Origin of the sequence: Pseudomonas sp. URMO17WK12:I6 (genome assembly GCF_003253625.1) — a bacterium.
GTDB lineage: Bacteria > Pseudomonadota > Gammaproteobacteria > Pseudomonadales > Pseudomonadaceae > Aquipseudomonas.
This window is the reverse complement of the sequence record NZ_QKYZ01000013.1, coordinates 151,044-176,295: the sequence shown is the minus strand read 5'-3', so window position 1 is coordinate 176,295 and position 25,252 is coordinate 151,044. Positions and strand designations below refer to the sequence as shown.

The window sequence follows — 25,252 nt, the reverse complement described above, 5'->3', positions numbered from 1 at the left end:
TACCGATTCTGTGAGGCCTAAAGAGATGATTCGTTTTCAAGCATTACAACAATGTGCAGGTGTAATGGCCTTGCTCCTGGGATCGCTATCTTCGGTATGGGCCCAGGAGGTACAGATTCAAGCCTCGTTCAAACCGGACTCGGCGAATCCGCAACGCAATAAATTCCACAATGACACGCCACCCAGTGGTTATTGCGCCAGTTATCCTCAGCAATGCGTCGACAACGAAATGTTCAGTCTCAGGGTGCCGATCCAATTCGAATCCATCGCGCCGATCACCGCCCATCACGAGGATCCACGCAAGGGTGCGTTGATAAAAGCGCCAGCGCAGTGGCGAGATCTGACGGTTTTCCACGAATCCACCGGCGAAGCGGAAACCGTTAAGGTGCGCATTGCGGGTATAGGATCCAGATATGTGACCGAAGACGTGATCAGTCTGGTAGGTGGAGGCGACGATTATCGGCTTGCCCACGGTCAACTGTGGGGGCAGAGCTGGGTTTACGCACCGTCTCCCTGTCTTTACAGCGGCGTGGGTTTGTACACGTCGAATACCTATGGTTTTTTCTGGAAAACCCCAACCGATGGCTCGTGCCATAAACAGGCTAAATTCAATGTGCCTTGGCTGCGATATAGCTATCTCGATTTTGCCTATGAACTGGTGACCCCTAACCCGTTAGGTATGTCCTCGGGCAAATATGCTGGCAATCTGACCTACAGCGTTGGCCCTGGGGCGGATTTCGACATGGGCGACATCATGCTGCCCAGCAGTACTTCATTGAAGTTGAACTTCGCTTTGGACGTACAGCACACCCTCAAGGTCGAGGTGCCTCCAGGTGGAAGCCGTGTTGAACTGATCCCGCAGGGCGGCTGGCAATCCTGGCTGACGCAAGGGCGAAAACCGACGCGCCTGTTTCGCGACCAGACCTTCAACATTTCCGCCAGTTCACGTTTCAAAATGCAGTTGCAGTGTCAGTACGTCCAAGGCAATACCTGCTCGCTGAATGAACCGTTGTCCGGTCACTTTGTGCCGCTGAACGTCGGCGTAAGTCTGCCCCATGGTTTGATGGACGCGGACGGTCAACCTGTCAATCGTCGGCCACTAAGCCTGGATGGCAGTGGCACGCAGTTGTTCATGCCAGGGATTTATGTGGATCGCAAACCGGGAACGCTGCATTTCGAAATACCCGCCAGTGAAGTGGCAGAAATGCTTCGCCCCGGACAACAACGACAGTATTCGGGACGCGTGACAGTGGTGTGGGATTCAGAAGTTTAGTGTCTTGCGCCAATGCAGTGAAAAGGAGTGCAGCAATCATGGAAATGCTCAGGAAAATCATCCCGCTGAGCGGCTTGGGTTTGGCGGGGGCGTTCATGCAGACCGCGCTCGCCAGCACCGTTGAAATGACCGCGGTATTTCGTCCCGATCCGGCGAAACCGATGCAAAACACCTTTATCAATACGACCCCTCAGGGCGGGTATTGCGGAGATCACCCCGAGTACTGCGAGGAGGGTGTTTTCAGCATTTTGTTGCCCGTTCGCTTCCGGGCGGCGGCAGATATACCGGCGCTGCATGAGCAGCGTCGGGGCGCGATGTTCCGGGTTCCTTCATCCTGGCGAGACGTCACGGTGGTGCACGACGATACCGGTGAGTCCGAGACGCTCAGGATGCGCGTGAACGGTATCGGTGCCGCTTACACGATCAAGACGCCTCTACCCACAGGGGTCTGGCAAAGTACCTGGGTCAACGCGCCTCCTCCCTGCAGATATGGCGGGGTGGGTTATGGCACTGCCTTGTACTATGCGTTCTTTTGGCGAGTGCCGGCCAATGCGGAGGTGTGTGCCAAGCAGGCACAAAAAGACATTACCCAGGACTACCAGTTCGCTTATGAAAACACGGGGTTCAGCTACGAGCTGGCCACGCCCAACCCGCTCAAAATGTCGGCAGGCACCTATCGCGGCGTGCTGAACTACACCGTCGGGCCGCATCAGGATTTCGACATGGGCGATGTCATGTTGCCTGACGACGATCTGATCACCCTCAATTTCACTTTAAGCGTTGAACATACGTTGAAAGTCGAGATCCCGCCCGGTGGAAGCAGCGTTGAACTGGTGCCGCAGGGTGGCTGGCAAGCCTGGCTGACCCAGGGGCGTAAACCGACCCGGCTGTTTCGCGATCAGACGTTCAACATCTCGTCGTCGAGCCGCTTCAAAATGCACCTGGAGTGCGGAGAGGGCGGGTCGACGCATTGCTTGATCCGCGACCCTGTTTCCAGTCGCGTTGCCCAGGTACAACTGAGTGTCAGCCTGCCCAATGGCTTGACGGACGTCAGCGGCCAACCGGTCAACCGTCGACCGCTGCGCATAGGCCAGGTGAATGCGCAGGAGTTCAGGCCCGGTTTCTACGTTGATCGCGCGCCAGGCACCCTGCATTTCGAGATTGCACCGAATTATGTGGATTACATGATCCAGCCCGGGGTGTCGTCCAGTTATTCCGGAAACATCACCGTGATATGGGACTCCGAAGTGGGATAACAGTGGAAGACGCCCTGAAGGCGTGATCGCCTTCAGGGATGGGGCTGATTATCCGGCGTTCTGCAGTGCCGCTCGGGTCAACCGACGGCTCAGCTGTTTTTCCTCGTAGCCGATGTCGTTGAGCAAACCGCCATAGACCTCGTCCGTCATTTCCTCGCCGGTGAGCACAAGGCTTTCCGGGACGTTGAGTTGACTGGCAAGGTCGAGTAACCGCTGCTTGAGCGCGCGTCGTTGCACAATCAACTGCTCTTTGGAACCGGCCCAGGCGCGTTGGGCCTCGCGCAGTTCATCCAGCAGGTCGGTCCTGTGTTCATACATCCGGGCATTGCGCCGGAACTCCGCGGGATAGGTGTCACGCAGGTATTTCTCCCAGTACGGCTGTTCGATCATTCCATTGACCAACCCGTCGCCGGCTTCCATCGACATTACCGTGTCGAACGCCGTGTCGAGCATTTCAGCGTTCACCCTGGCCAATTCGGGATACCGCAACAATGTCGATTGCCACGGCAAATCGAGACGTTGCGCCAGGCCGCTCTCATAGGCGAGGTACACTTCAATTTCGTCGCCGCCCGGACGTTTGGCGAAATCGGCCCGTGCAATATCTTCCACCCGCGCAAGACGGGCCGCCCCTTTTGCCAACCTGACCAACCTGCTTTCCAGCATGGCGCCCGATGTCGACAAGGCATAGGCTTCGGAGGCAAGCACCTTGATGCCCATGTGGTTGAACATCTGGGCTCCCGCATCGGCGCAGGTCGTGGGCGACGTTGCCATTTCGAACAGATCGGCGCGCAACTCGCTGTCCAGGTCGACGGCTTCGACCATTCGCCATACCCGGCTGCTCAGTTGATTACGCAATTCACCGCCGGCCCGGTAATCGGCCGAGGTGGTCTGTTTCTGGATCAAGGCGAAAAACCCTTCAGAGCCAGGCTCGGACATCAGGTCGTGCCAGGCTTCCTGGCGGAAGGTCCCCAACCCGGAGACTTCGGCACTCCACCACTCCGAGTCATCCTTCATCGGCCATTGGGCCATCGCGTCGGTGGCGGCGTCGGTATAGACCTGTGTGGGCGAGATGCCGACCGAGCGTCGATACGCCTGGAACTTGACGACATTGGCCTGAGACAGGTTCATTTCGAACAGGCGGGTCCGCGCCACGATAAACGCATCGTCAGAGCCGGGCACGACGGTGGGAATGATCCTGATCGGGTTTTCCTGCAGATCCAGAAAAAATCCTCGAGGCCGACGCTTGTTGGGCGCAAAGAGCCCGTCGGGCCACGTGGTGGCCCCCGTGTTGCTCAGACTCAGGATGCTGAGCCTGGGCATGCGCTCAACGTTCGGCAGCATCCCCAGCCTTGGGTTGTCATCGAGCCTGAGTGTTTCGATACGGGTCAGGTTTCGCAGCTGCCCGACCGACGCCGGCGTCAGCCTGATGTCGTTGTTCATCAGTCGTAGCGTGCGCAGGTAATGCATCTTGCCGATGCTGTCGGGCAGCTGCGTCAAGCCGCAACCGCGGGCGCTCAGTTGCCGCAGGTGGGGGAAGTCTTTCAACAGGCCGGAGGCTTTCTGGGAGAACGTCGTGCGGTCCAGGTTCAACGTGGTGATCTGATCGAGGTAGTGCTTGATGTCCGGCAGTTCCTTCCACCAACGCTCGAGGTCGACAGCGTCGATTTCCGTGGAAAGGTCCAGTGCATAGCCGCCATCGGAAGTGGTGCTGCGCTCGCCGAATACGGTGGGCTTTCTCCTGAAACAATCGATGAGCCGTTCGCTGATGTGCAGCCCGCCACCGCGGACGAACCCTTGGCGATCCGGGCCCCAGCTATCAGGTTGCCGATATCGCCATTTATTGAGCAGCACCTCAAGATCATGCAGTTCGCGGTCCAGTCGTGTCAGGGTCTGATGCCCTTGTTCCGGCGAGCCAAGGGATCGCACAAAGGTATCGGCTTCTCGTTCGTTGAAGTGGGGGTAGAGGTCCCGCACCCTTTCCGTGAGGGTGGCTTTGCGGGTGGACAAGCCAGGGCCGCGCAACAGCATCATGTCTTCGTGATCCGCCCGCGGACGGATCGGTGGCGCGAGGAGCACGGTGCGGCGTTCGGCAGGCGTCTGGGTCTTGACCATGACCCATTGTTTGAAAAAACGGCCCTGGCCGGGTCGATAACCCAATTGCGTCTGTTTGTTTTTCGGCAAGGCGTTGAGCACCGCTTCGAAAAAATCGGCGGCTTCCCGCAATTTGTGGTTTTGCGCGTCCCAGACTTCGAAGCAGTTCACCTCATCCCGGACCAGTATCCGGACGGTCGACGCGTCCTGCGTACCCACGCTGCAGCGCAGGGGGCCGGCATCGCTGCCTTCGCGTACTTCGATGCGTAACTCATTGAACGTGTCGGAATGAATCCTGAGCGCATTGAGCACCAGGCTTTCGGTTTCCGGCACCCACTGCGCATCGTCGTAGAACCCTTCATAGGCATGGTTTGCCCGGACTTCGAAGTCTGCTTCACGGGCGCGGATCTTGATGTTCAAAGGCAGGCGCTGCTCTTGTCCCATTCGCTTGAGGTCAGGGCTGTCGGCACGGCTCAGCAGGGTCTTCACCGCACGGGACGGCAGCTGTGCAAACTCATGGCGAACGAGCCTGATTTGCGGATCGTCCGATGCTTGTGCGCCTTGGTACAGCTGATTGACGATGTCTGGAAGCAGGCGATTGGCTTCGTCCGCCAGCCGATCGCGCAGCGCTTGCACCTGTTCGATTTTCGCCATTGGCCGGCCGAGTACCGCTTGCAATTCCGCTTCATCGAGGAAGTTGACCAGGCTTGGCGCAAACCGGTTGCTCAACAGATGCGACAGGCTGATGGACAGCGTCTGCCCGTCCGTTGCCTGGGGATTGCCGTACTGGCGAAAGGGACCGGTCAGGTCGTCGTTGTGATAAACCTTCAGCGATTTATCCGCAGGCCAGCCGTCCAGGTAGGTCGCCAGCGGTTCAAACCAGTAGGAGGACGGATCCAGCGCCAGCCCTGTGCGAATCCGTTCAATGCTGTGCCGGGCCTGGCGCTGCAGGTGCAGGCGTTCGAGACTGTCGTCCAGTAGCGGTGGCGCAGCCGTGTTGTCGATGTACATCCGGCGCAGTGCGCCGTCGTCGGTGCCGCTGGCAATGCGCACGCGTTCGAGATCCGCGTCGGTCAAACCGTCGACGGTGTGGCCGAGACGGCGCAGCAGTTTCGGGGTACTCCATGCTCGCGGGTTTTCGCCTTCGTGAGTCCAGGCGCCGAGGCCGTTGTGTCGTAACTCGGGTGAATACGCATCGGCGCGGTGTGGATGCTTGACGTGGTAGTTGCCGGTTTGCGGGTCTTTCTGCACGGCGAAGTGTGTTTCATCCAGCGGCAGGATGTCCTGGCCCTGGTGGGTATGCAGGCCCAGTTCGTCAGGACCGGAGTCGGCCGACAGCTTCACATCCGGCAGTTCGTAAGGCCGCAGATCGGGATGCCACAGGCGTGGCTCGCCATTGGGCAGCGTGACCGGTTTCATGCCTTCGATCAGTGGCGAGAGTTTCAGACGCACGACCTTGCCAATGTTTGCCCCGGCGGCGAACGCCGCCAGTTGAATGGCATCCTCCACCACACCCACGATGTGCTCGACGGCTTCGTTCCACAGCCCCAACGTCATGTCGACGAAGCCTTCGATGACATCGTTGGCGATCTGATAGGCGGTGTAGGCCATCATCAATTCCCCCAACCCCGGCACGAACGGTGTGACGACCATCAGGGCGACGTTGAAGATGTCCGAGACTATTTTCTTGAAATTCTCCCACCAGGCCCATCGGGCATTGCGATCGGTGTCGGCGGTGGACACGGCGATGTGTCGGGCGTCATTGAGGATTTTGTTCAGCTTCTGCTCAAAGCGGTATTTCCAGAATTCGCCGCGGATCGGTACGGCGCTGAAACGAAGATTGGGTTGCTCGACCGGCACTTCCCGCCAGCTGGGCCCTGGATCCAGCGGATCTTTCTGATGCCATTTCACCTCGAACAGACGCTGCTGCAACCCACCGAAAAAATGCCCTCGCTCCGGCTGATCGACGAACCGGCTGAAGAACTGGCGATAAGTCATTCCAGTGGACGAGATGAGCGGGTTGTCCCGCAGCTGGCGAGTCAGTTCATTCATGAAGGCGACCGTTGAAGGGTACTCTTTCAACGGATGTTCAGGGTCTTGCGGGACATACGCGAATATCGGCACGACCTCTCGCCTGTGCTCACGGTACAGGTCCGGTGTGATCAATACGATCCCGGCCAGCCGGCTGTCCAGAATGGACAGTTCAGCGAAATGCATTACCCGGCCCTTGCGGGTGAGGTTGCGCTGGCCATCGAGCATCTTCAGGATCAGGTCGCTCGCGTCGGCATCAATGTCGCCGGTCATCAGCGCTTGTTGAACGGCTGCCTTAAAGGCAGCTTTCTCGCTGTCGATGATTTTGAGTTGCAGAAAACGCCTGGCGACGGCATCGCCGGGTAGCAAGCGGTCTTCAAGGTATCGGGCATAGCGCGCGCCAATGTCCAGCTCGCGACACAGAGTCTGGAACTGGGCGATGGACATTTTGCGTTTGACCGGCAGGACGTCGAACAGACCGCGCTCATCGGGCTGGCTGATGAAGTCGGAATCCGGCTCGCAGGTTTCGCTGCGTGCGAAGTTGTGCAGGGCAGCGTTCAGCAGGGAGACGGTTCGGGTGACGACGCCGCCTGTGACGTCGATGGCATACCAGGGGCGTTCCTTGGGTAAGTAAAGATGCAAGTAAGTGGTTCTGACATCGACATCGACCCCGTACTGTTTCATCAATGCATCGGTGAGCAAGGGTTCAGCGAAGTCATCAACGTTTTGTAACTCTTCGAGAAACCGATCCACCTTGTTCTGGGCAGACCAGAGTTCAAGGTTGGCATCTTGTAACTGTGTGTGAGCAGATTGAGTGGCGGTCCTGATCCATTGTCCGGAACGGGTTTGTGTGAGGCTCAGTTCCCGCGCCCTGCGCAACGAAGCATCCTTGAATGTCGGGTGAATTCGACTCTGGATGAAAGCGTAGTGACGGCCCTTATCGTCGTCTGCCCCTCCTGGGCGGGCAGTTTTACGTCCTTGTAAATCTGACATTGTTTTTATCAGCCTTGAGCAGTTATGGAAGGCAACAGCCTATCCTTCGTCGCTCAAAGTAAAAGTCTGAATTACTGCGCGGAACACCTGTGGAGAGTGCCGAAAGCATTGGAATTTTCCATGCCGAAAATAACTATTTACCACCCGGTCAGCGGCGGGAGAGCTCCACGGGCAAACATCCGGTGCCACTCCCCGGTTGCAGATACGGCATCAGGATGGGCGCCATGCCCTTGAGCACTTGCACGGGCAACGCCGAGGTAAATTTGAAGGCTTCGGCCGAGCGCCCCGGCACGTAGGCGGTCAAGGTGCCGAAATGGCTATCGCCGATGTAAAACACGAATGTTGCTGTGCGGTTGATCGATTTCGAGCTCAGAATCCGCCCTCCCGGACCGATGGCTTCGATGCGGTTGTCGCCGGTCCCGGTTTTACCGCCCATGGCCAGCGGGGTGCCGTTGGCCAGTTTGAAACTGCCTGCCACGCGTTTGGCCGTGCCGGCATCCACCACTTGCGACAAGGCCTCGCGCATGGCGGTTGCCACCTCGGAAGGCATTACGCGTTTGCCGACGACCGGATTGTTGATCAGTTGGGTTTCATAGGGCGTACCGGCCGCGAAGTGCAGGCTGTCGATACGCAGCGTCGGCAGGCGTACACCGTCGTTGAGGATGGTGCCGATCAGCTCCGCCAGTGCGGCGGGGCGGTCGCCGGAGCTGCCGATGGCGGTGGCCAGCGAGGGCACCAGGTGATCGAACGGGTAGCCGACTTTCTGCCAGCGTTGATGAATGTCGAGGAACGCCTCGATCTCCAGCATCGTACGGATACGGCTGTCACGGGCGCCCTTGTGTTTGCTTTTGAACAGCCAGCTGTAAACCTCCTGGCGTTCGAATTCGCTGGCTTTGACGATCTGGCTGAACTTGGCGTCGGGGTTGTTCAGCAAGTAGCCCATCAGCCACAGATCCAGCGGGTGGACCTTGGCGATGAAGCCCTGATCCGGCAGGTCGTAGCTGCCCGGGCCGTAACTCAGGTACAGACGTTCGAGGCGTTCGTCGGTGAGTTTTTCCGTGAGCTTGGCGCCCTTGAGGTGTGAGCGCACGAAGGTGTTGAAGCTCTCCTGGTCGGCCTGCGGGAATAGGTAGCGATGCACGGCCGCCATGCGGATCGGTGTCGGGTGCATGCTGTCGAGGAAGGTCTCGAGGCGGGTCTGGGTGTCTTTGTTCTGGTACTTCTTCCAGAACCGCAACAGGAATGCGGTGCCTTCGCGGTCGGCGAACTGGGCCAGGTATTCCTGACGCCGCGGGTCGCGGTCGTCCTTGAGCAATTCGGCGCTGCTATTGGGGCCTGCGTAGGTGCTGTAGCGCACCAGGTCGCGCATCAGCCGGATGAACGGCAGGTTGATCGACTCACGAATGGCATCGCGCAGGGACGGCATGCGGCCGTTGTCCTCCTTGCGGAAGTTAACGAACGTGTGCAGCCCACCACCGGTGAAAAACGCCTCGCCGGGGCTGGCCGAATATTTGCGATCCAGTGCGGCGCCGAGCATTTTTGGCAGGCTGCGGTCGGTGTTCTGAATCATGTAATCGACGGCCCAGCTGCTCAGGCGATCCTGTTCGGCGACTTCGGTTTTCTTCAGTTCGGCAACGGTCATGCCTGCGTAGCGATCGTGCAATTCGGAGATGATCTGCAGGTAAGTGGTGAGCACACGCATTTTTGCGGTGGAGCCCAGTTCCAGCTTGCTGCCTTCATTGATGTCGAACGGTTGGTCGGTGCTGTCGGTCTGCACCCGTACCCGCGAGCCGTCCGGGGTCAGTTCGAACAGGGTGAAGCTGTAGCGCACCTGCGTGGTGCTGGTGGGGGTGAGCAGGCGTTCGCCGATCAGGCCGATTTCCGCTGCATAGGCTGGGTCGGCCAGATGCTTGAGGTATGCGGTGGCCTGGGTTTGCAGCTCGCCTTGCAGGGTGCTGGTGGCGGAAAGGTCGAGGCGGTCGAGGTCATACAGCGGCCGGTTGAGCAAACTGCCCAGGCGACTGCGCGCGACACTGATGCCTTTGTTGGTTTCGATCGGTTGGATGGTGGGCTGGGTCTGCCAGTCGCGATAGGTCACTTGGCTGGCCAGTGCCGCCGCCGCGAGCGGTGCATCGATCACCCCATTTTGTGACAGCAGGCGAATATGGCTGTCGGTCAGGCTGGCCAATTCATCGCGGCCCTTGGTCAAGTAGTGCGAAGGGCGGCGTTGAGCAATCATCAGCGACAGCATTTCACGCAGGGCCAGGCCTTTTTCCGCCAGGCTTTTCTGATCGGTGTCGGTGCTGGCCAGCCGTTCGTTGGCCTTGTTGAAGTCGGCGCCGTACCACACACGCAAACCTTCGGCCATGCCATGCACTTCACCGTGGCCCGGTACTGCGGACAGCGGAACACTGTTGAGGTAATCGCGGATCACATTTTGCCGTACCTGAAGGGTTTCCGGCCCCGTCTGATAGGCCCGCACGCTGGCGGAAATCATTTGGCGGATTTTTTCCGCGCCCGACACGGTCAAGCCGTCGGGCGAGTGTCGATATTTCTCAAGCTGTGTCGCCAGCGTACTGCCGCCCGCCGATTGGCCGGGCAGGCGCAACAGCTTGGCTACCTGGGACCACGCCGCCATGCCGAACCGTGGCCAGTCCACGGCGGGGTTGGCCAGGGGCTGGTGCGGATCGAGCAGAAAGCGGTTTTCGATGAACAGCAAGCTGTTGACCACCACCGGCGGGATCGCGGCAAAGCTTGAATAGAGCTGTTGTGGATACTTGAACTGATACAGCGGGGCCGCACGGCAATCGGTGATCGACAGCCCGGCTTGGATTTTCTCGGTATAGGGAATGAAAAAGCCCTTGTCGCTGTACTTCATCAGCGCAGGCGAAAAGCGGGTTTGCGCCGCTATGACGTAATCGCGCTTGAGCAGGCGCGGCAGAAATTCATCCAGGGAGCTGTAGCCCAGACGCTGATCGAACGGGCCTTCGCCAGGGTAGCGAATCGCGTCGCTGGGGCCGGGTTGCAGTTCGTATTTCAGCGAGGCGGCATATTTGCTGATTTCCCGGGCCTGGAACTTGGAGGTGCGCATTTCCTTGGCCGCGGCCAGGCCCAGGACAATCAGGATAATCAGCAGCAGCAACCAGAACGCCCCCCAGCCGTGCCGTGAACGACGGGGTTTTTCAGGTAAAGGCGCTTCATCCACACGTTCAGTCGGAACCACAGTGTCACTCGAATCGGTTTGCCACAAAGCGCCCATAGTCGACTGATCCATTCACGCAGATTGATCGGACTTGTTTGAAGCTTAGACGGTGGTTGGCGTTGGTGAAAAAATTGTGAACAACCAAATATCAGATGCGCACGATTACCTATGGAGAAGGGCTGTTGTGGCGAGGGAGCATACCTGTGGTGAGGGGGGCTTGCCCCCGTTGGATTGCGCAGCAGTCCCAAAAACCAGCAACACCGGATTTTTTCAGACACACCGCATGTACAGGATTCACGACTGCTGCGCAGCCGAGCGGGAGCAAGCTCCCTCGCCACAGGGTTATGGTGCTGCTGGGTTCATAGCCAACAGGCATCCCATAGTGGGTAATCGCCAATTTTATTGACCAACCCTGCGCGCAATGGATTGGCAACAATGTAACGAGCGAATGGCAGGAGTCCTTCTCCATCGCGGATTGCCCGGTCGTGGTAGCCGCTTTGCCAAAAAGCCCCTTCATTGTTTGACGCTCGGTTGATGGAGAGTGTGCTGCGAGATTTGGTGGCTTGCATGAGTTGCGCCAGGGAGTGTTGTTCGAGTTGTACCAACCAATGGAAGTGATCTGGCATGACGACCCACGCTATTGAGTTGACCCACTTCTGGTCGTGGGCCCGCTTGAGTTCGGTAACTAACAGACGTCCCAACCGCCAATCAGTGAATATTCGGCGGCGTTGGTGCACAACCGCTGTGATGAGATAGGCCCGACCCTGTTCTGAACATCGTCCATGGCGTAGCAGATGTGAATTTGGTTGTGGATGCATTCCTTGCGCCCTTTTGAAGTTCCCCCTTTGACCCTAGTCCCTATCTCCAAACCTGAATCTGCAACATTTGACTGAAATTTCCGAAAACCATGCAGGATCCAATTGGGAATAGCGCTTTTGTGGCGAGGGAGCTTGCTCCCGCTGGGCTGCGAAGCGGCCCCAATTCCGGACTTGTCTGATAAATACGATTCACCGGGTTTGCGACTGCGCGCAGTCGAGCGGAAGCAAGCTCCCTCGCCACAAGGGCGGGCGTCTGAAAGGTTTGAGCTAGACGCATCGAAGAGGTAAATGCTGCCTAGGTAGGGGCATGACGATGCACCATTGCTGTGCAATACTCCGTGCGGTTTCAGTGGCGAAAAAACCTGCATAAGCCAGGTAATACCACTCCGTTCTGCGGGAATTACCCGTTAGTTATCGCTGAATATTGTGTTTTATATAGTGAAAACACCTGTCGTTAGCTTTTTATACTGCACGCCCCGCTGATCTTGGAGGTTTTGTCCTGCAAGACGTGTCTGTCCACAAGACAGGCCCGGTTTCACCAGGCACCGGCTTATCGGTCGGCGCTTCGACACTCGGTGGTCATATCCAATAACAAGACGAGGTTGCACCCCTATGCCAGTCGGCAATCACCTGCCTCACGGCGAGACCGCTCAGGGCGGCCCGCTTAAACGCGAACTGGGCGAACGGCATATTCGCCTGATGGCACTCGGTGCCTGTATCGGCGTCGGCCTGTTCCTGGGTTCGGCCAAGGCCATCGAAATGGCCGGTCCGGCCATCATGCTCTCCTACATCATCGGCGGTCTGGCGATCCTGGTGATCATGCGCGCCCTCGGCGAGATGGCCGTGCACAATCCGGTCGCCGGCTCGTTCAGCCGTTATGCCCAGGATTATCTCGGGCCTTTGGCGGGCTTTCTGACCGGCTGGAACTACTGGTTCCTGTGGCTGGTGACCTGCGTCGCGGAAATCACCGCAGTGGCGGTGTACATGGGCGTCTGGTTCCCCGACGTGCCGCGCTGGATCTGGGCACTTGCCGCGTTGGTCAGCATGGGCTCGATCAACCTGATCGCGGTGAAAGCCTTCGGTGAGTTCGAATTCTGGTTCGCCCTGATCAAGATCGTCACCATCATTGCGATGGTGGTCGGCGGTATTGGCGTGATCGCGTTCGGCTTCGGCAACGACGGCGTCGCCCTGGGGATTTCCAATCTGTGGGCCCACGGCGGCTTCATGCCCAATGGCGTGCAAGGCGTGTTGATGTCCCTGCAAATGGTGATGTTCGCCTACCTCGGCGTCGAGATGATCGGCCTGACTGCCGGTGAAGCGAAGAACCCACAGAAGACCATCCCCAATGCGATCGGCTCGGTGTTTTGGCGGATTCTGCTGTTCTACGTCGGCGCCTTGTTCGTGATCCTGTCAATTTACCCGTGGAACGAAATCGGCACCCAGGGCAGCCCGTTCGTGATGACCTTCGAGCGTCTGGGCATCAAGACCGCCGCCGGCATCATCAACTTCGTGGTGATCACCGCGGCGTTGTCGTCCTGCAACGGCGGCATCTTCAGCACCGGGCGCATGCTCTACAGCCTGGCGCAGAACGGCCAGGCCCCGGCCGGTTTCGCCAAAACCTCGAACGGCGGTGTGCCCCGTCGTGCGTTGCTGTTGTCGATCGGCGCGTTGTTGCTGGGCGTGCTGCTCAACTACATGGTGCCTGAGAAGGTTTTCGTCTGGGTTACCGCGATAGCCACCTTCGGCGCGATCTGGACCTGGGTGATGATCCTGCTGGCCCAGCTCAAGTTCCGCAAAGGCCTGAGCGCCAGCGAACGTGCCGGCCTGAAATACCGCATGTGGCTGTACCCGGTCAGTTCGTATCTGGCGCTGGCCTTCCTGGTGCTGGTGGTCGGCCTGATGGCGTACTTCCCGGACACCCGAGTGGCGCTGTATGTGGGCCCGGCGTTCCTGGTACTGCTGACGGTGTTGTTCTACATGTTCAAGTTGCAGCCGACCAATGTGACGCAAGGCGCGGTGCGTTCGGCTTCGTAAGTTGTAACGCCAGCCATACAAAAGCCCCGGTCAGAATGATCGGGGCTTTTGCATTTAAACGGCTGCCACGGGTATCGGCACATTCAACCGCTTATTGAAATCCAGCCAAACCCCCAGCAACGCCATCAATCCGACCCCCAACATTGCGCTGAATAGCTGCATCGCCAATACGTTCCCACCCAAGGCATTGAGCATGTCCGCCAACGGCGCCAGCAACACACCAAAACAAAACACCTCCAGGGAATATCGGCCCATGCGACAGCTTTGTCGCGCCAGCCAGTGTTGCGTCCAGCCCGTGTTCGGCAACAACCTGGCGGTGACGTAGGCGAGGGCGAGGAAGTGCAGCAGACGCGCCGGTGAGAGGTTGGTCTTGCTGATCGGATAGAGCCATTCGCCGAGCCATTGGGGCATGAACGCGTCATGCACGGTCGGCCATTTCCACGACAGCGCGATCATCCCGCTCATTACCAGATAGGTCAGAGCCGCGATGAAAACCGGCTGTCGAGTCAGCGGTCGAGGTTGCGGCGCCCGAGGCCTTTGCCGGTGAATCGCCGCCGCGCCCCCGAGAATAAACAGCAGCTGCCAGGCCATCGGATTGAAAAACCACACGCCCCCGTCGGTGCCCGCCAGGTTCCACTGCAACCATGGCGCCAGCAGGTACAACACCACCGACAGCCCCACCACGTATTCAGCCTTGCGCAGCAGCATCGGCAGTACCAGCGGCAGGCCGAGCAGCAACAGAATGTACAGCGGCAACGGGTCCATCAGGTTCGGCTTGAAGCGCAGCAGCAACTCGTCCATCAACGCTTGCTGCGGATTGCTGAGGAAATACTGCAAGCCCATTTCCTGCACCAGATCGCGGGTTTCCACGTGGCTGTTGGCGAAAAACACGATGCCCATCAGCAGCGCCAGCAAAAAGATGTGCACTACATAAAGCACCCAGGCGCGTCGCAGGATTTTCACCGTGGCGACCATGAGCCCGTCGCGCCGGGCGATCTTGCCGTAGGCCAGCACGGCCGCGTAACCGGCCAGGAACACGAAAATCTCCGCCGCATCGCTGAAGCCGAAGTTACGCACCGTGAACTGCGCGAGCGGGTTCTGTGGCACGTGGTCCCAGAAAATGAAAATCAGGGCCAGGCCGCGGAAAAAGTCGATTCGGTGATCGCGTCCAGACGTCATGAAGGCGGGCTCTTGAACGGGCTGTTGAATAAGGAGTTGCCGGCGCAGCAAAAGAGGGTGCGCCGCACATTGGCGGCGCGCAGGGTGCCGTTATTCACAGGCAATTGCAAAAGGCTGGATATTACCGAATGTCTCAGATGCTTATAGCGAACGGATCGAACGGCGTGGCCGTCGGTCTGCCGGACTGTCCGCGCACCAGAACTCCCCATGATGGCATCTGGCGAGCATCTACACTTCGGTTCTCAGGAGTGTGAAACGTGAAGGTTTCGCTGATTGTCCCGGTATTCAACGAAGAGCAGGCGATCAGTCTGTTCCATCAGGCGGTGCGTCGTGAGTTGAAACTTGACCCTTATGAAGTCGAGATCGTGTTCATCAACGACGGCAGTACCGATCAGACGGCTGAGCAGGCCAAGGCGCTGGCCCAGGTCGATGAACAGGTATTGCTGATCAATTTCTCGCGCAACTTCGGCAAGGAGCCGGCGTTGTTTGCCGGGCTGGAGTACGCCACTGGCGATGCGGTGATCCCCATGGACGTGGACCTGCAGGACCCGATCAGCGTCATCCCGAGGTTGATTGCCGAGTGGCAAAAAGGTGCCGATGTGGTACTCGCCAAGCGCCGGGACCGTGCCAGCGACAGTTACCTGAAACGCCACAGTGCGGCAATGTTCTACCACCTGCTGAACAGGATTTCCTACACCCGTATCGAAGAGAACGTCGGGGATTTCCGCCTCATGGATCGCAAGGTGGTCAATGTGATTCGCGCACTCCCCGAGCATCAGTTGTTCATGAAAGGCGTTCTTTCGTGGGCCGGTTTCACCACCGTGGTGGTGGAGTACGAGCGGGCCCAGCGGGTGGCGGGACGCAGCAAATTCAATGGCTGGAAGCTGTGGAACCTGGCGCTGGAAGGCATTACCTCGTTCAGCACCGTACCCTTGCAGTTGTGGACTTACATCGGCGGGGGCATTTCAATCTTCGCGGTGCTGTATGCGGTGTACATGGTGCTGGACAAGATTTTCTTCGGCAACAGCGTCCCCGGTTACCCTTCATTGATGACGGCCATATTGTTTCTGGGCGGTGTGCAACTGATCGGCATCGGCATTCTTGGAGAGTATGTCGGTCGCATCTACATCGAAGCCAAGCATCGGCCCCGGTATGTGATCAAAGACGTCATCGGCGGCAAAGACCGGGTCGGGCTTTAGCATGGGCAGACTGAGCGATTTTTTCAGCGGCGAAATCGGCCGTCGTCGGGTCTGGCTGTTTTTTCAACTCGCGACGCTGATCTATGTCATTCCGCTGATCCTCGCCGACTATCCCTACATCGATGACAACTGGCGTTCACTGTCCGCCGGCACGGACTGGGTGGGGCAGGGGCGGTTGTTCACCGAGCTGTTCTACAACGCGCTGACCTTCAGCGATGCCGCGCCGAACATCTTTCCGTTGCCGCTGTTGATCGCCTCCCTGGCCATGACTTTTGCGTTGACCAGCCTGACGTTTCATTACTACCCGCAGCCGACGCTATCCTGCTGCATGGTGGTGTTGCCGCTCTGGTACAACCCGTTCTTCCTGCAGAACCTGTCGTATCAATACGACGGACCGGCCAATGCCTTGAGCCTGGTGGCGGTGATCTATGCGATCACGTTTCGTCATCCTTCGCGCATCCTGCAATGGCTGGTGCCGGCCTTCCTGATTGCCCTGGGGCTGGGGCTCTATCAGGTGAGTATTAATGTATTTCTGGGCCTGTGTTGCCTCGAACTGCTCAGGGGCGCGAACGATAAATGGGCCTGGCCGCAATGGTGCGAGTTGATCGGCTGGAAACTCGCCCAGGTGGTGCTCGGCGGCTTGATCTACAGCGTCACCGCTTATCCATACATGGATCAGACCCGTGTTTTGTTCCTGAACTGGGCGGCAGCACCCTGGCTGCAACTGGAAATCAACATCGGCCGCGTGCTGGAAAAAGTCGTGCTGCTGTTTCACGGTGGATTCACCTGGGTGTTCGCCGTGCTGCTGTTGTGCGCCATCGCGGGCAGCGTGCAGCTGGCCCGGAACGTGGTGGCACGCCAGGACACGGCGTTGAGAAAAGTGCTGATGGGCCTGGCGTGTGTGCTGACTGTGCCGACCGTGATTTTTCTAGTGTCGGGGGCTGTGTTGTTTTTCCGGGATTTCAATGAAGGCGCCAGAACCTTGATGGGGTTCGCAGTGCTGTTGGTGCTGCTGTTCTATTTGAGCCATCTGGCGCTGGCACATATTCATGAGCGGCTGACGCTGCTGTTGGTGGTTCCGTTGCTGGCCATGCTTTCGCTGTCCTACGCCTATGGTCGCGTACTGTCGGTGCAGAACACCTTCGCTTCCAGCGCGTTGTTTTCCCTGGGGCATGACATTGCATCCCATCGGCAACTGCGCGAGGCCAAGCGCATTTACATGTCGGTGAGTTATTCCGATCACTGGCTGGTGGAGGCTGCGGGCTCGTTCAAGCGGATGCCGGTTTTGCATTATCTGCTGAACATCAACTTCTACATGCTGGCGGAAAACCTGCCGAAAGCGGGCATCACCAACGTGGTCGCGGAGCGGGAGCGACGCAACGCGACGTTGATGGGTTATCAGGGTTATCCACCGCTGGTGGATAACAAGTTCTACAACCTCTATCTGTTGGGTGACTACGGTTTTATCGTGATGAAAGAGCCGACGCCGATCGCCACGCTTGCGTGGTGAAACGGTGAGCGCTCCTGTGATCTATCTCAAACGCTTGCCATCCGGGGTTGCCGACGGTGCGGGTTTGCTGGGGGTGCTGGCGATCGCATTGTTGGCGAGATTTCACGCCATCACCGTGCCGGTCATCTGGTACGACGAGGCTTACAGCATACTGCTGGCCGAGGGCTCGCCTGCGTACATCTGGGCCACGACGGCTCGGGATGTTCATCCGCCGCTTTACTATGTCTTGCTGCATTACTGGATGGTGCTGTTCGGTCATGGCGTGTTGTCTGCGCGGTCCCTGAGCGCACTGGCTGATGTCGGCACGCTGTTGCTGGGCATTAAATTGATGAGCCTGTTGGCGACGCGAAGGGCGATCTGGATCGCAGCATTGTTGTTGGCGTTGCTGCCGATATCGGTGCGCTACAGCCAGGAAGTGCGAATGTATACCTTGCTGGGGTTTTGGCTGATGGGGGCGACTGTGGCGCTGGTGTGCTGGGTCAAGGCGCCGGATCAAAAGCGTTACCCGGCCGTTTACGTGCTGCTGATGACGGCGGCTTTTTACACGCACTACTTCGCCGCATTGTGCGTGTTGGTGCATTGGCTTTTTTGGTGGCGGGTGCGCAAGGTCCAGGACACGGTCCCCGTACGTGCGTGGATACTGGTAAACAGTGCAATCGTCGTGTTGTACCTGCCGTGGGCACCGCCTCTCGTCAGTCAATTGCTGCGAATGGACGGGCTCGAATGGATACCGCCGCTGACCTGGCCGACGGTGCTGACCTTCGTTTGGCAACTGGTGGTGATGGAGGGTTCGACCAGTGACTTATGGCGCGCGACACCCTTGGTTTTGATCATGGTTTGCGCCGCTGAGGTACTGTTCAAGGCACGCAACGAGCGACCCTTCAGTGTTTTGCTGGTGGGCTATTTTTTTGTGCCGGCGCTGACCGTGTTTCTGGTGTCGCTGATCGTGCCGGTTTTCAATGCCAGGTACCTGGTATTCGCCGCCGCTGCGTTGCCCCTTATCGTTGCGCTCGCACTGGACGCATGGAGCCAACGCCACGCTGTCCTTGCTGCTGTCGCCATGATTTTTATTGTCTTGGTGGAAGTGCACGGGCTGTCGGCGATTTACGAACAAACGGATGAGATGAACGGCACCAGCATTCGCAGAGACGCGAAACTGGACGCCGTGGTAGCAGGTCTTGGTCGCGAGGTGCGTCCGGGTGACGAGATCATTGTGGATAACCTGTATTGGTACTTGCCGTTCACCTACTACAACGCCACCGGCATTCAACCAAGGCTATACGTCGTCAAATCGCCGACCGGCACCCTGTGGGGAACCGCCGAATACGGTGGTTGGGCACTCATTCCCCGCCATCTGCTCTGGATTCTCTTCAATGACTTTTCGACCCTGAAACTGAACGCCAAGAGGGTCTGGTGGGTAACGGGTTATGTGCGCCCTGAACATGACGCCTTGTTTCCCGAACACTGGAAACAGGTGCTGACGTTGAAAGAGGGAGACAGTGAGGCTCGTTTGTTCATTCTGGAGGGAGCGCCAACCGTTGAGGTCGGCGCGCAAAAACACCCTATGCGGCAGCCGTTTCGTTAGGCTCAAAACTGTCCGCCCGTGCCATCTGCCACATCCGCGAGTAAAACTCGCCATTTACCTCACCGGTCAGCAACTCCCCCGGCTTGAGGAACACATGCAACTGCGAAAACAGCTTGATCTCGGTCGCCGACATGCGTCGCACCAGATGCTTGGCCGATAGCTGTGAAGGATGGTCGAGACCCGCGGCGGCGAGCATTTCGGCCAGGGCCTTCAGTGTATTGCGATGGAAGTTGTACACGCGCTGGGCCTTGTCCGGAACGACCAGCGCGCGCTGGCGCAGGGTGTCCTGGGTGGCGACGCCGGTCGGGCATTTGTTGGTGTGGCAGCTTTGCGACTGGATGCAGCCGATGGCGAACATGAAGCCGCGCGCCGAGTTGGCCCAGTCGGCACCGATGGCCAGGACGCTGGCGATGTCGAAGGCACTGACGATTTTGCCGCTGGCGCCGAGTTTGATCTTGTCCCGCAGGTTCAGGCCCACCAGGGTGTTGTGCACGAACAACAGGCCTTCACGCATCGGTACGCCGATGTGGTCGGTGAATTCCACGGGCGCGGCGCCGGTGCCACCTTCCTTGCCGTCGACCACGATGAAGTCCGGGAGGATGCCGGTTTCCAGCATGGCCTTGGCGATGCCCATGAATTCCCACGGGTGGCCCAGGCAGAACTTGAAGCCCACCGGTTTGCCGCCGGACAGTTCACGCAGTTGCGCGATGAAGTGCATCATTTCGATCGGCGTGGAAAACGCGCTGTGGCGCGACGGCGAAATGCAGTCTTCGCCCATCGGGATGCCACGGGTTTCGGCGATTTCCTGGGTGACTTTGTGCTTGGGCAGAATCCCGCCGTGGCCGGGTTTGGCGCCTTGGCTCATTTTGATTTCGATCATCCGCACTTGCGGGTTCTGTGCCTGGGCGGCGAAGCGTTCCGGGTCGAAGCGGCCATCGGCGGTGCGGCAGCCGAAGTAGCCGCTGCCCAGTTCCCAGGTCAGGTCGCCGCCGTTTTCCCGGTGATAGGGGCTGATGCTGCCTTCGCCAGTGTCATGGGCGAAGTTGCCGAGTTTGGCGCCCTGGTTCAACGCGCGAATGGCGTTGGCGCTGAGGGAGCCGAAGCTCATGGCCGAGATGTTGAACACCGACGCCGAGTACGGCTGGGTGCACTGCGGACCGCCGACCATCACCCGGAAACTGCTCGGGTCGCTCAACGGCGCCGGGCGCATCGAATGGCCGATGAATTCGAAACCCGACTGATACACGTCGATCAGCGTGCCGAAAGGTTTGTCGGCGCTCTCGTTCTTGGCCCGCGAATACACCAGCGAACGCTGGGCCCGGGAGAAGGGCAGGGCATCGCTGTCGGATTCGAGCAGGTACTGGCGGATTTCCGGGCGAATGCCCTCCACCAGATAACGGATATTGCCCAGGATCGGGTAGTTGCGGCGCACCGCATGAGGGCTTTGCAGCAGGTCGAACAGGCCCACCAGGCTGAGGACGCCGGTGACGGCGGCGATCGGCCAGAGCCAGTCGTATGCCAGGAAGGGCCGGCTGGCGAGGGTGAATATCACACAGACGGCAAAGAAGGCGTAGCGGCTCAGGAGTGACAGGCTCATACGGTTTCCTTGGGTTCGGACTCGGTCATGTTGGACCGTGGTATACAGGCTTTTGTGGCGAGGGAGCTTGCTCCCGCTCGGCTGCGCAGCAGTCGCAAAACCTGCTGACAGGATTTGTCTGACTGAACGCATTGCCTGTATTGGGATCGCTTCGCGATCCAGCGGGAGCAAGCTCCCTCGCCACAGAGATCTCCTGTGTAAGCACAGAGCGTCAGGCATTCTGCGCCTGGAGAATAAACGAAAACAGCCTGGATTGAGATTTGATCCCTTGTTCGGCTGGTCAGACAGCCGCTTTCGATTGGCGCACCGGCAGCTCGACCCGAAACGTGGTACCCACGCCGACTTCGCTGCGTACCGAAATATCGCCCCGATGTTTTTTCACGATGCCATAGGACAGGGACAACCCGAGCCCTGTCCCCTGGCCCACCGGTTTGGTGGTGTAGAACGGGTCGAATATTTTCTGCAGGCATTCCGGTTCGATGCCTGATCCGGTGTCCGCGACTTCGATCGACACCGTTTCACCTTCAAGCCCGGTACGCAGGGTGATGGTGCCCCGTTCCGGCCCCATGGCCTGAGACGCGTTGACGATCAGGTTCATGATCACCTGATTGATCTGCGACGGCAGGCATTCGATGTCAGGCAGCGTTTGATACTCCTTCACCACATCGGCCTTGTACTTGAGTTCATTGGCGACGATGTTCAGCGTCGACTCGATGCCCTGTTGCAGGTTGGTCCACTGCCATTCCTGATTGGAGTCGACGCGGGAGAAGTCTTTCAGGTCTTTGACGATCTGCCCGACCCGATTGATGCCGTCCTTGGACTCCTTGATCAGCAGCGGAATGTCTTCGCGCAGAAACTCCAGCTCGACCTTTTCCCGGAGCTGGCCGAGACGTTCGAGGACCTCGCTTGAGGTAATGGCCGCTTCCGCCTCCCGATAGGCATTGAGCATGGTCTGCAGTTGCTTGAAATAGCCATCGAGGGTGCCGAGGTTGGAGGAAATGAAGCCGATGGGGTTGTTGATTTCATGGGCGACACCCGCCGCCAGTTGCCCCAGCGAGGCGAGTTTTTCCGACTGCACCAGTTGGCTTTCCAGCTGTTTGCGCTCGTCGATTTCCCGCTGCAATGCTTCGCTGGCCTGCTTGAACTGGGTCGTGCGCTGATCCACCAGATGCTCCAGATGACTCATCTGGATAGACGCCCGTTCGGTCATGTCCCATTTGGTGAGCAGGGTGTTGGCCATCTGCTGGACTTCGATATTGTCGAACGGTTTTTTCAGAATCAGCAGGCGGTCGTGGGCGTGCAGGCGCTCCAGCAGTTCATCCCACGAATAGTCGGAATAGGCGGTACACACCACCACTTGCAGGCTCGGGTCTTCCTGCCACAGGTGTTCGATGGTCTGTGCACCGTCCCAGCCCTCGGGCATGCGCATGTCGACGAAGGCCAGGGCGTAGGGGCGGTTTTCCTGTAAGGCCTGGACGAGTTTGCCCAGGCCCTCCTGACCGCCGTAGGCCGAATCCAGTTCGAACAGCGGTTGGGTGGATTTCACTTCGCTGCCGAACAGCGCGGCCTCCATTTCGTCCAGTTCCGCATGTTTGGCCGATGTCGGGGTGAGGATCTTGCGAAAGTCATCATGGATGGACGGGGTGTCGTCGATCAGCAGAATGCGGCGGTTTGATAGGTCGCTCATGCTTCCTCCATGACGGGGTTCAACGGGATCTGCAAGGTGAACAGGGCGCCCTTGCCCGGCCCGTCGCTGTGGGCGGTGAGGTGGCCGTTCATTTCGATCGCGGCCAGCGCGCAGCTGTGCAGGCCGAAGCCGTGGCCTTCCTTGCGGGTGGTGAAACCGTGGGCAAAGATCCGCGTCATGTTTTCCGGCGCAATGCCTTCGCCGTCATCCTTGACGCTGATTTGCAGGATCGTGTCCTCGACGACTTTTACCCCAAGGGTGATCTGTCGGGCTCGGTTGCTGAGGTCGGACATGGCGTATTTGGCGTTGCTGATCAGGTTGATCAGGATCAGCAACAAGCGGTGCTTGTCGCCCATCACTTGCGGTACGTCGCCGTACTCCTTGACCACCGTGACGTGATGCCGGGTCAAGGCGCCTGCGTTCATGCGCAGGGCGTCCTCGAGCAATTCGCTGATGTACAGCGGTTCCACCAGGTTGTTGGCCCCCGCGTAGGACTGCTGGGTGGCGACGATGTCTTTGATGTGATCGACGCTTTTGCTCAACTGCGCGAGTTCCTCGGCCATGCCTTGCTGTTCGAGGGCAATCGCCTCCACCAGTTGATTCAAATAGCCGGGCAGTAGTTTTCCTTTTTCGTTCTGGGTCAGAAAAGTGCCGAGGTCGCTTTGATGCTCGTTGATCAGCTGCATCGCCTTGCCCAGCCCCTGGGCCTTGCTGCTACGCAGCCGACGGCTGACCAGATCGGCCGAGATGTTCACGCTGTTGAGCACGTTGCCGACGTTGTGCAGCACGTTGGTGGCGATTTCGGCCATGCCGGCCTGACGCGCGGTGTCGAGCAATTCGCTCTGGGTATCCTTGAGTTCGCGGGTGCGCTCTTCGACCCGTTGTTCGAGGACTTCGTTGGCGGTTTGCAGTTCCTTGTTGACCCGCTGAGTCTCCCCGAAGCTGCGCATCAGGCGAATCGCCAGGTACACCAGCACCAGCACCAGCAGCGTCGAAAACACCAACATGTAGAAGTGGTAGCGCTGGTCGATGGCATCGGATTGCTGCTGGTCTTTGTTCAGCAGGCCGGTAATGTCGTCCAGTCGTTCGGCCACGGGAATGGCCTCGATGTTTTCCAGTAACCGATTGACCACCGGTTGCTCACGCAGGATCAGGGTGACGTGGTTACTCAAAATATCGATCGGGCTGTGAAACTGCTCCGGCAATCGTTGCTTGTTAACCCCCAGTTTGTTCATCCCCAGCAGAATATCCGCCGCTTTATCGTCGGAGGTGACCTGGGCGAATTCCAGGCTGCTGAGCAGCAGGTCGTAAGTGTCGGTGGCGATGTTCTGCAGTTGCAGCTTGTCTTCATCGGGCAGTTGGGCAAGCGGTTGCTGGATGTCGTCTTCGGCCGTGGGCAGGAACGCCAGTGAGTTGCGCAGCACCGCGTTGTGGGATTTGAATTGCTCCACCAGCCGGGTTTTTTCCTGGATGGCGGCAAGGTATGCCTCATGACTGGCACGCCAGGTCGGCGTGTCGTTGCGGCCGTGATTGGACTCCATGCTCTCGAACCGCTGCCACAGGCGCGTCATCTCGCTCAGCGGTGTCACCAGTGGATCGTAGTTGTGACTGATGGCGATCCTGGCCTTGAGAATCTCGGTTTCCCATTGCGCGTTCAACTGTTTGATCCGACCGATCAGGTCCCGGGATTCGGCGTAGGTCGACGTCTCGTTCGAGCTGGACTTGAGGTACAGGAACAACAGCGTCGAGGCCAGCAGCACGGCCACGGCTGCGAGCAGTGCCAGGTTGCGACGGGGGAACGTTTTCATAAAGGTTTGCCTCCCCATTCACCGGTCAGGGTCTTGAGGAATTTGATGATCAGGTCCTTGTCCTTGTCGGAGGGCACACGACCGAGCTGGAACTTGAACATCACGTCTACCGCTTCTTCGAGGGTTTTAGCCGAGCCGTCGTGAAAGTACGGCGCGGTCACGGCGACATTGCGCAGGCTCGGCACCTTGAACACGTTGCGGTCCTCTTCGGCCTTGGTGACCAGATAGCGGCCCAGATCGGCTTCGGTGGGGTTGCCACGAGCCTGAAAGTAATCACCCATGACCCCGAATTTCTGGAACATGTTGCCGCCGATGTTCACCCCCTGATGGCAGGCAATGCAGCCGTAGTCTTTGAAACGTTGGTAACCGTATTTCTCGTCAGTCGTGAGAATGTCGGTATCGCCCGACAGGTATTGGTCGAAGCGCGAGTTGGCACTGATCAGCGTGCGCTCGTAGGTGGCCAGGGCACTTTGCACATTGTTCATGGTGACGCCGTCCGGGTAGGCCTTGGTGAAAGCGTTTTTGTAATCCGGGTCGGCGGAGAGCATCTGGACCACTTGTTCCCAATGACTGCCCATTTCACTGGGGCTCTGCACCACTTCGTGGGCCTGGGTTTCCAGAGAATCGGCGCGGCCATTCCAGAATTGCCGGAAGTTCAGGCTCGCGTTGAACACGCTCGGGGTATTGATCGTCAAGGGATCGCCCTTGAAGCCAGTGGACAATGCCTTGTCGTCGGCGCCGCCGATTTCCAGACGATGGCAACTGGCGCAGGACAGGCTGTTGTTGACCGACAGCCGTGGTTCGTTGAACAACCGGCGACCGAGTTCGACTTGCAAGGGATTCTGCTCGGGCACTGCGGGCAAGGGTTTGAGCGGTTCGTCCAGCGGTGCGCCACTGGCTATCAGACAACAACCGAGTAGAGGCGCAAGGAGCAAGTAGCAGAAGGAACGTGACATCTTGTGATTCCTTGGCTCAGGGCCTGTGTGTCG

General features: G+C 58.7%; 14 protein-coding genes. 6 read left to right on the top strand and 8 right to left on the bottom strand.

What is annotated here, in order from left to right; translation table 11 throughout:
• The first annotated feature begins 25 nt into the window (after positions 1-25).
• Entirely contained in the window at positions 26-1,273 is a 1,248-nt protein-coding gene (locus F475_RS22400) for a hypothetical protein (protein ID WP_111454743.1), read from the top strand.
• A 38-nt stretch (positions 1,274-1,311) separates the two neighbouring features.
• Positions 1,312-2,529 (top strand): hypothetical protein, encoded by a 1,218-nt coding sequence (locus tag F475_RS22395; RefSeq protein WP_064616287.1) that lies wholly within the window; start codon positions 1,312-1,314, stop codon positions 2,527-2,529.
• 48 nt (positions 2,530-2,577) lie between these two features.
• Here F475_RS22395 and F475_RS22390 read toward each other — a convergent pair whose 3' ends face one another.
• The 3 genes from F475_RS22390 to F475_RS22380 form a co-directional block, all read right to left on the bottom strand.
• Complete coding sequence (locus F475_RS22390) at positions 2,578-7,530, bottom strand: NEL-type E3 ubiquitin ligase domain-containing protein (RefSeq protein WP_371924390.1); 4,953 nt, start codon at positions 7,528-7,530, stop codon at positions 2,578-2,580.
• 262 nt (positions 7,531-7,792) lie between these two features.
• A complete protein-coding gene (locus tag F475_RS22385) occupies positions 7,793-10,903 on the bottom strand; it encodes a transglycosylase domain-containing protein (RefSeq protein ID WP_064616291.1) in 3,111 nt (1,036 codons plus the stop codon).
• 302 nt (positions 10,904-11,205) lie between these two features.
• Entirely contained in the window at positions 11,206-11,664 is a 459-nt protein-coding gene (locus tag F475_RS22380) for a transposase (RefSeq protein ID WP_082920823.1), read from the bottom strand.
• Positions 11,665-12,276: 612 nt separating this feature from the next.
• Between F475_RS22380 and F475_RS22375 the strand changes: the two genes are divergently transcribed.
• A complete protein-coding gene (locus F475_RS22375; protein WP_064616292.1) occupies positions 12,277-13,698 on the top strand; it encodes an amino acid permease in 1,422 nt (473 codons plus the stop codon).
• A gap of 54 nt (positions 13,699-13,752) precedes the next feature.
• Here the strand turns inward: F475_RS22375 and F475_RS22370 are convergent, their stop codons facing one another.
• Positions 13,753-14,877 carry an OpgC family protein gene (locus F475_RS22370; protein ID WP_064616294.1) on the bottom strand — a complete coding sequence of 375 codons (1,125 nt, stop codon included), beginning with the start codon at positions 14,875-14,877 and terminating at the stop codon, positions 13,753-13,755.
• 257 nt (positions 14,878-15,134) lie between these two features.
• Between F475_RS22370 and F475_RS22365 the strand changes: the two genes are divergently transcribed.
• The 3 genes from F475_RS22365 to F475_RS22355 are packed head-to-tail and all read left to right on the top strand — an operon-like array spanning position 15,135 to position 19,171.
• Complete coding sequence (locus F475_RS22365; protein ID WP_018926640.1) at positions 15,135-16,076, top strand: glycosyltransferase family 2 protein; 942 nt, start codon at positions 15,135-15,137, stop codon at positions 16,074-16,076.
• 1 nt (position 16,077) lies between these two features.
• Positions 16,078-17,586 carry a glucosyltransferase domain-containing protein gene (locus F475_RS22360; RefSeq protein ID WP_064616296.1) on the top strand — a complete coding sequence of 503 codons (1,509 nt, stop codon included), beginning with the start codon at positions 16,078-16,080 and terminating at the stop codon, positions 17,584-17,586.
• Entirely contained in the window at positions 17,576-19,171 is a 1,596-nt protein-coding gene (locus F475_RS22355) for a glycosyltransferase family 39 protein (protein WP_111454741.1), read from the top strand. Before F475_RS22360 ends, F475_RS22355 begins: the two co-directional genes overlap by 11 nt.
• Here the strand turns inward: F475_RS22355 and F475_RS22350 are convergent.
• The 4 genes from F475_RS22350 to F475_RS22335 form a co-directional block, all read right to left on the bottom strand.
• Entirely contained in the window at positions 19,149-20,768 is a 1,620-nt protein-coding gene (locus tag F475_RS22350; RefSeq protein WP_111454740.1) for an FMN-binding glutamate synthase family protein, read from the bottom strand. The two genes, F475_RS22355 and F475_RS22350, sit on opposite strands and share 23 nt — an antisense overlap.
• 280 nt (positions 20,769-21,048) lie before the next feature.
• Positions 21,049-22,455 (bottom strand): ATP-binding protein, encoded by a 1,407-nt coding sequence (locus F475_RS22345; protein ID WP_111454739.1) that lies wholly within the window; start codon positions 22,453-22,455, stop codon positions 21,049-21,051.
• The gene (locus F475_RS22340) at positions 22,452-24,263 is read right to left on the bottom strand and encodes a DAHL domain-containing protein (RefSeq protein WP_064616300.1); all 1,812 of its coding nucleotides are present in this window, start codon (positions 24,261-24,263) and stop codon (positions 22,452-22,454) included. Before F475_RS22340 ends, F475_RS22345 begins: the two co-directional genes overlap by 4 nt.
• Complete coding sequence (locus tag F475_RS22335) at positions 24,260-25,219, bottom strand: cytochrome-c peroxidase (RefSeq protein ID WP_111454738.1); 960 nt, start codon at positions 25,217-25,219, stop codon at positions 24,260-24,262. Before F475_RS22335 ends, F475_RS22340 begins: the two co-directional genes overlap by 4 nt.
• Positions 25,220-25,252: the final 33 nt, after the last annotated feature.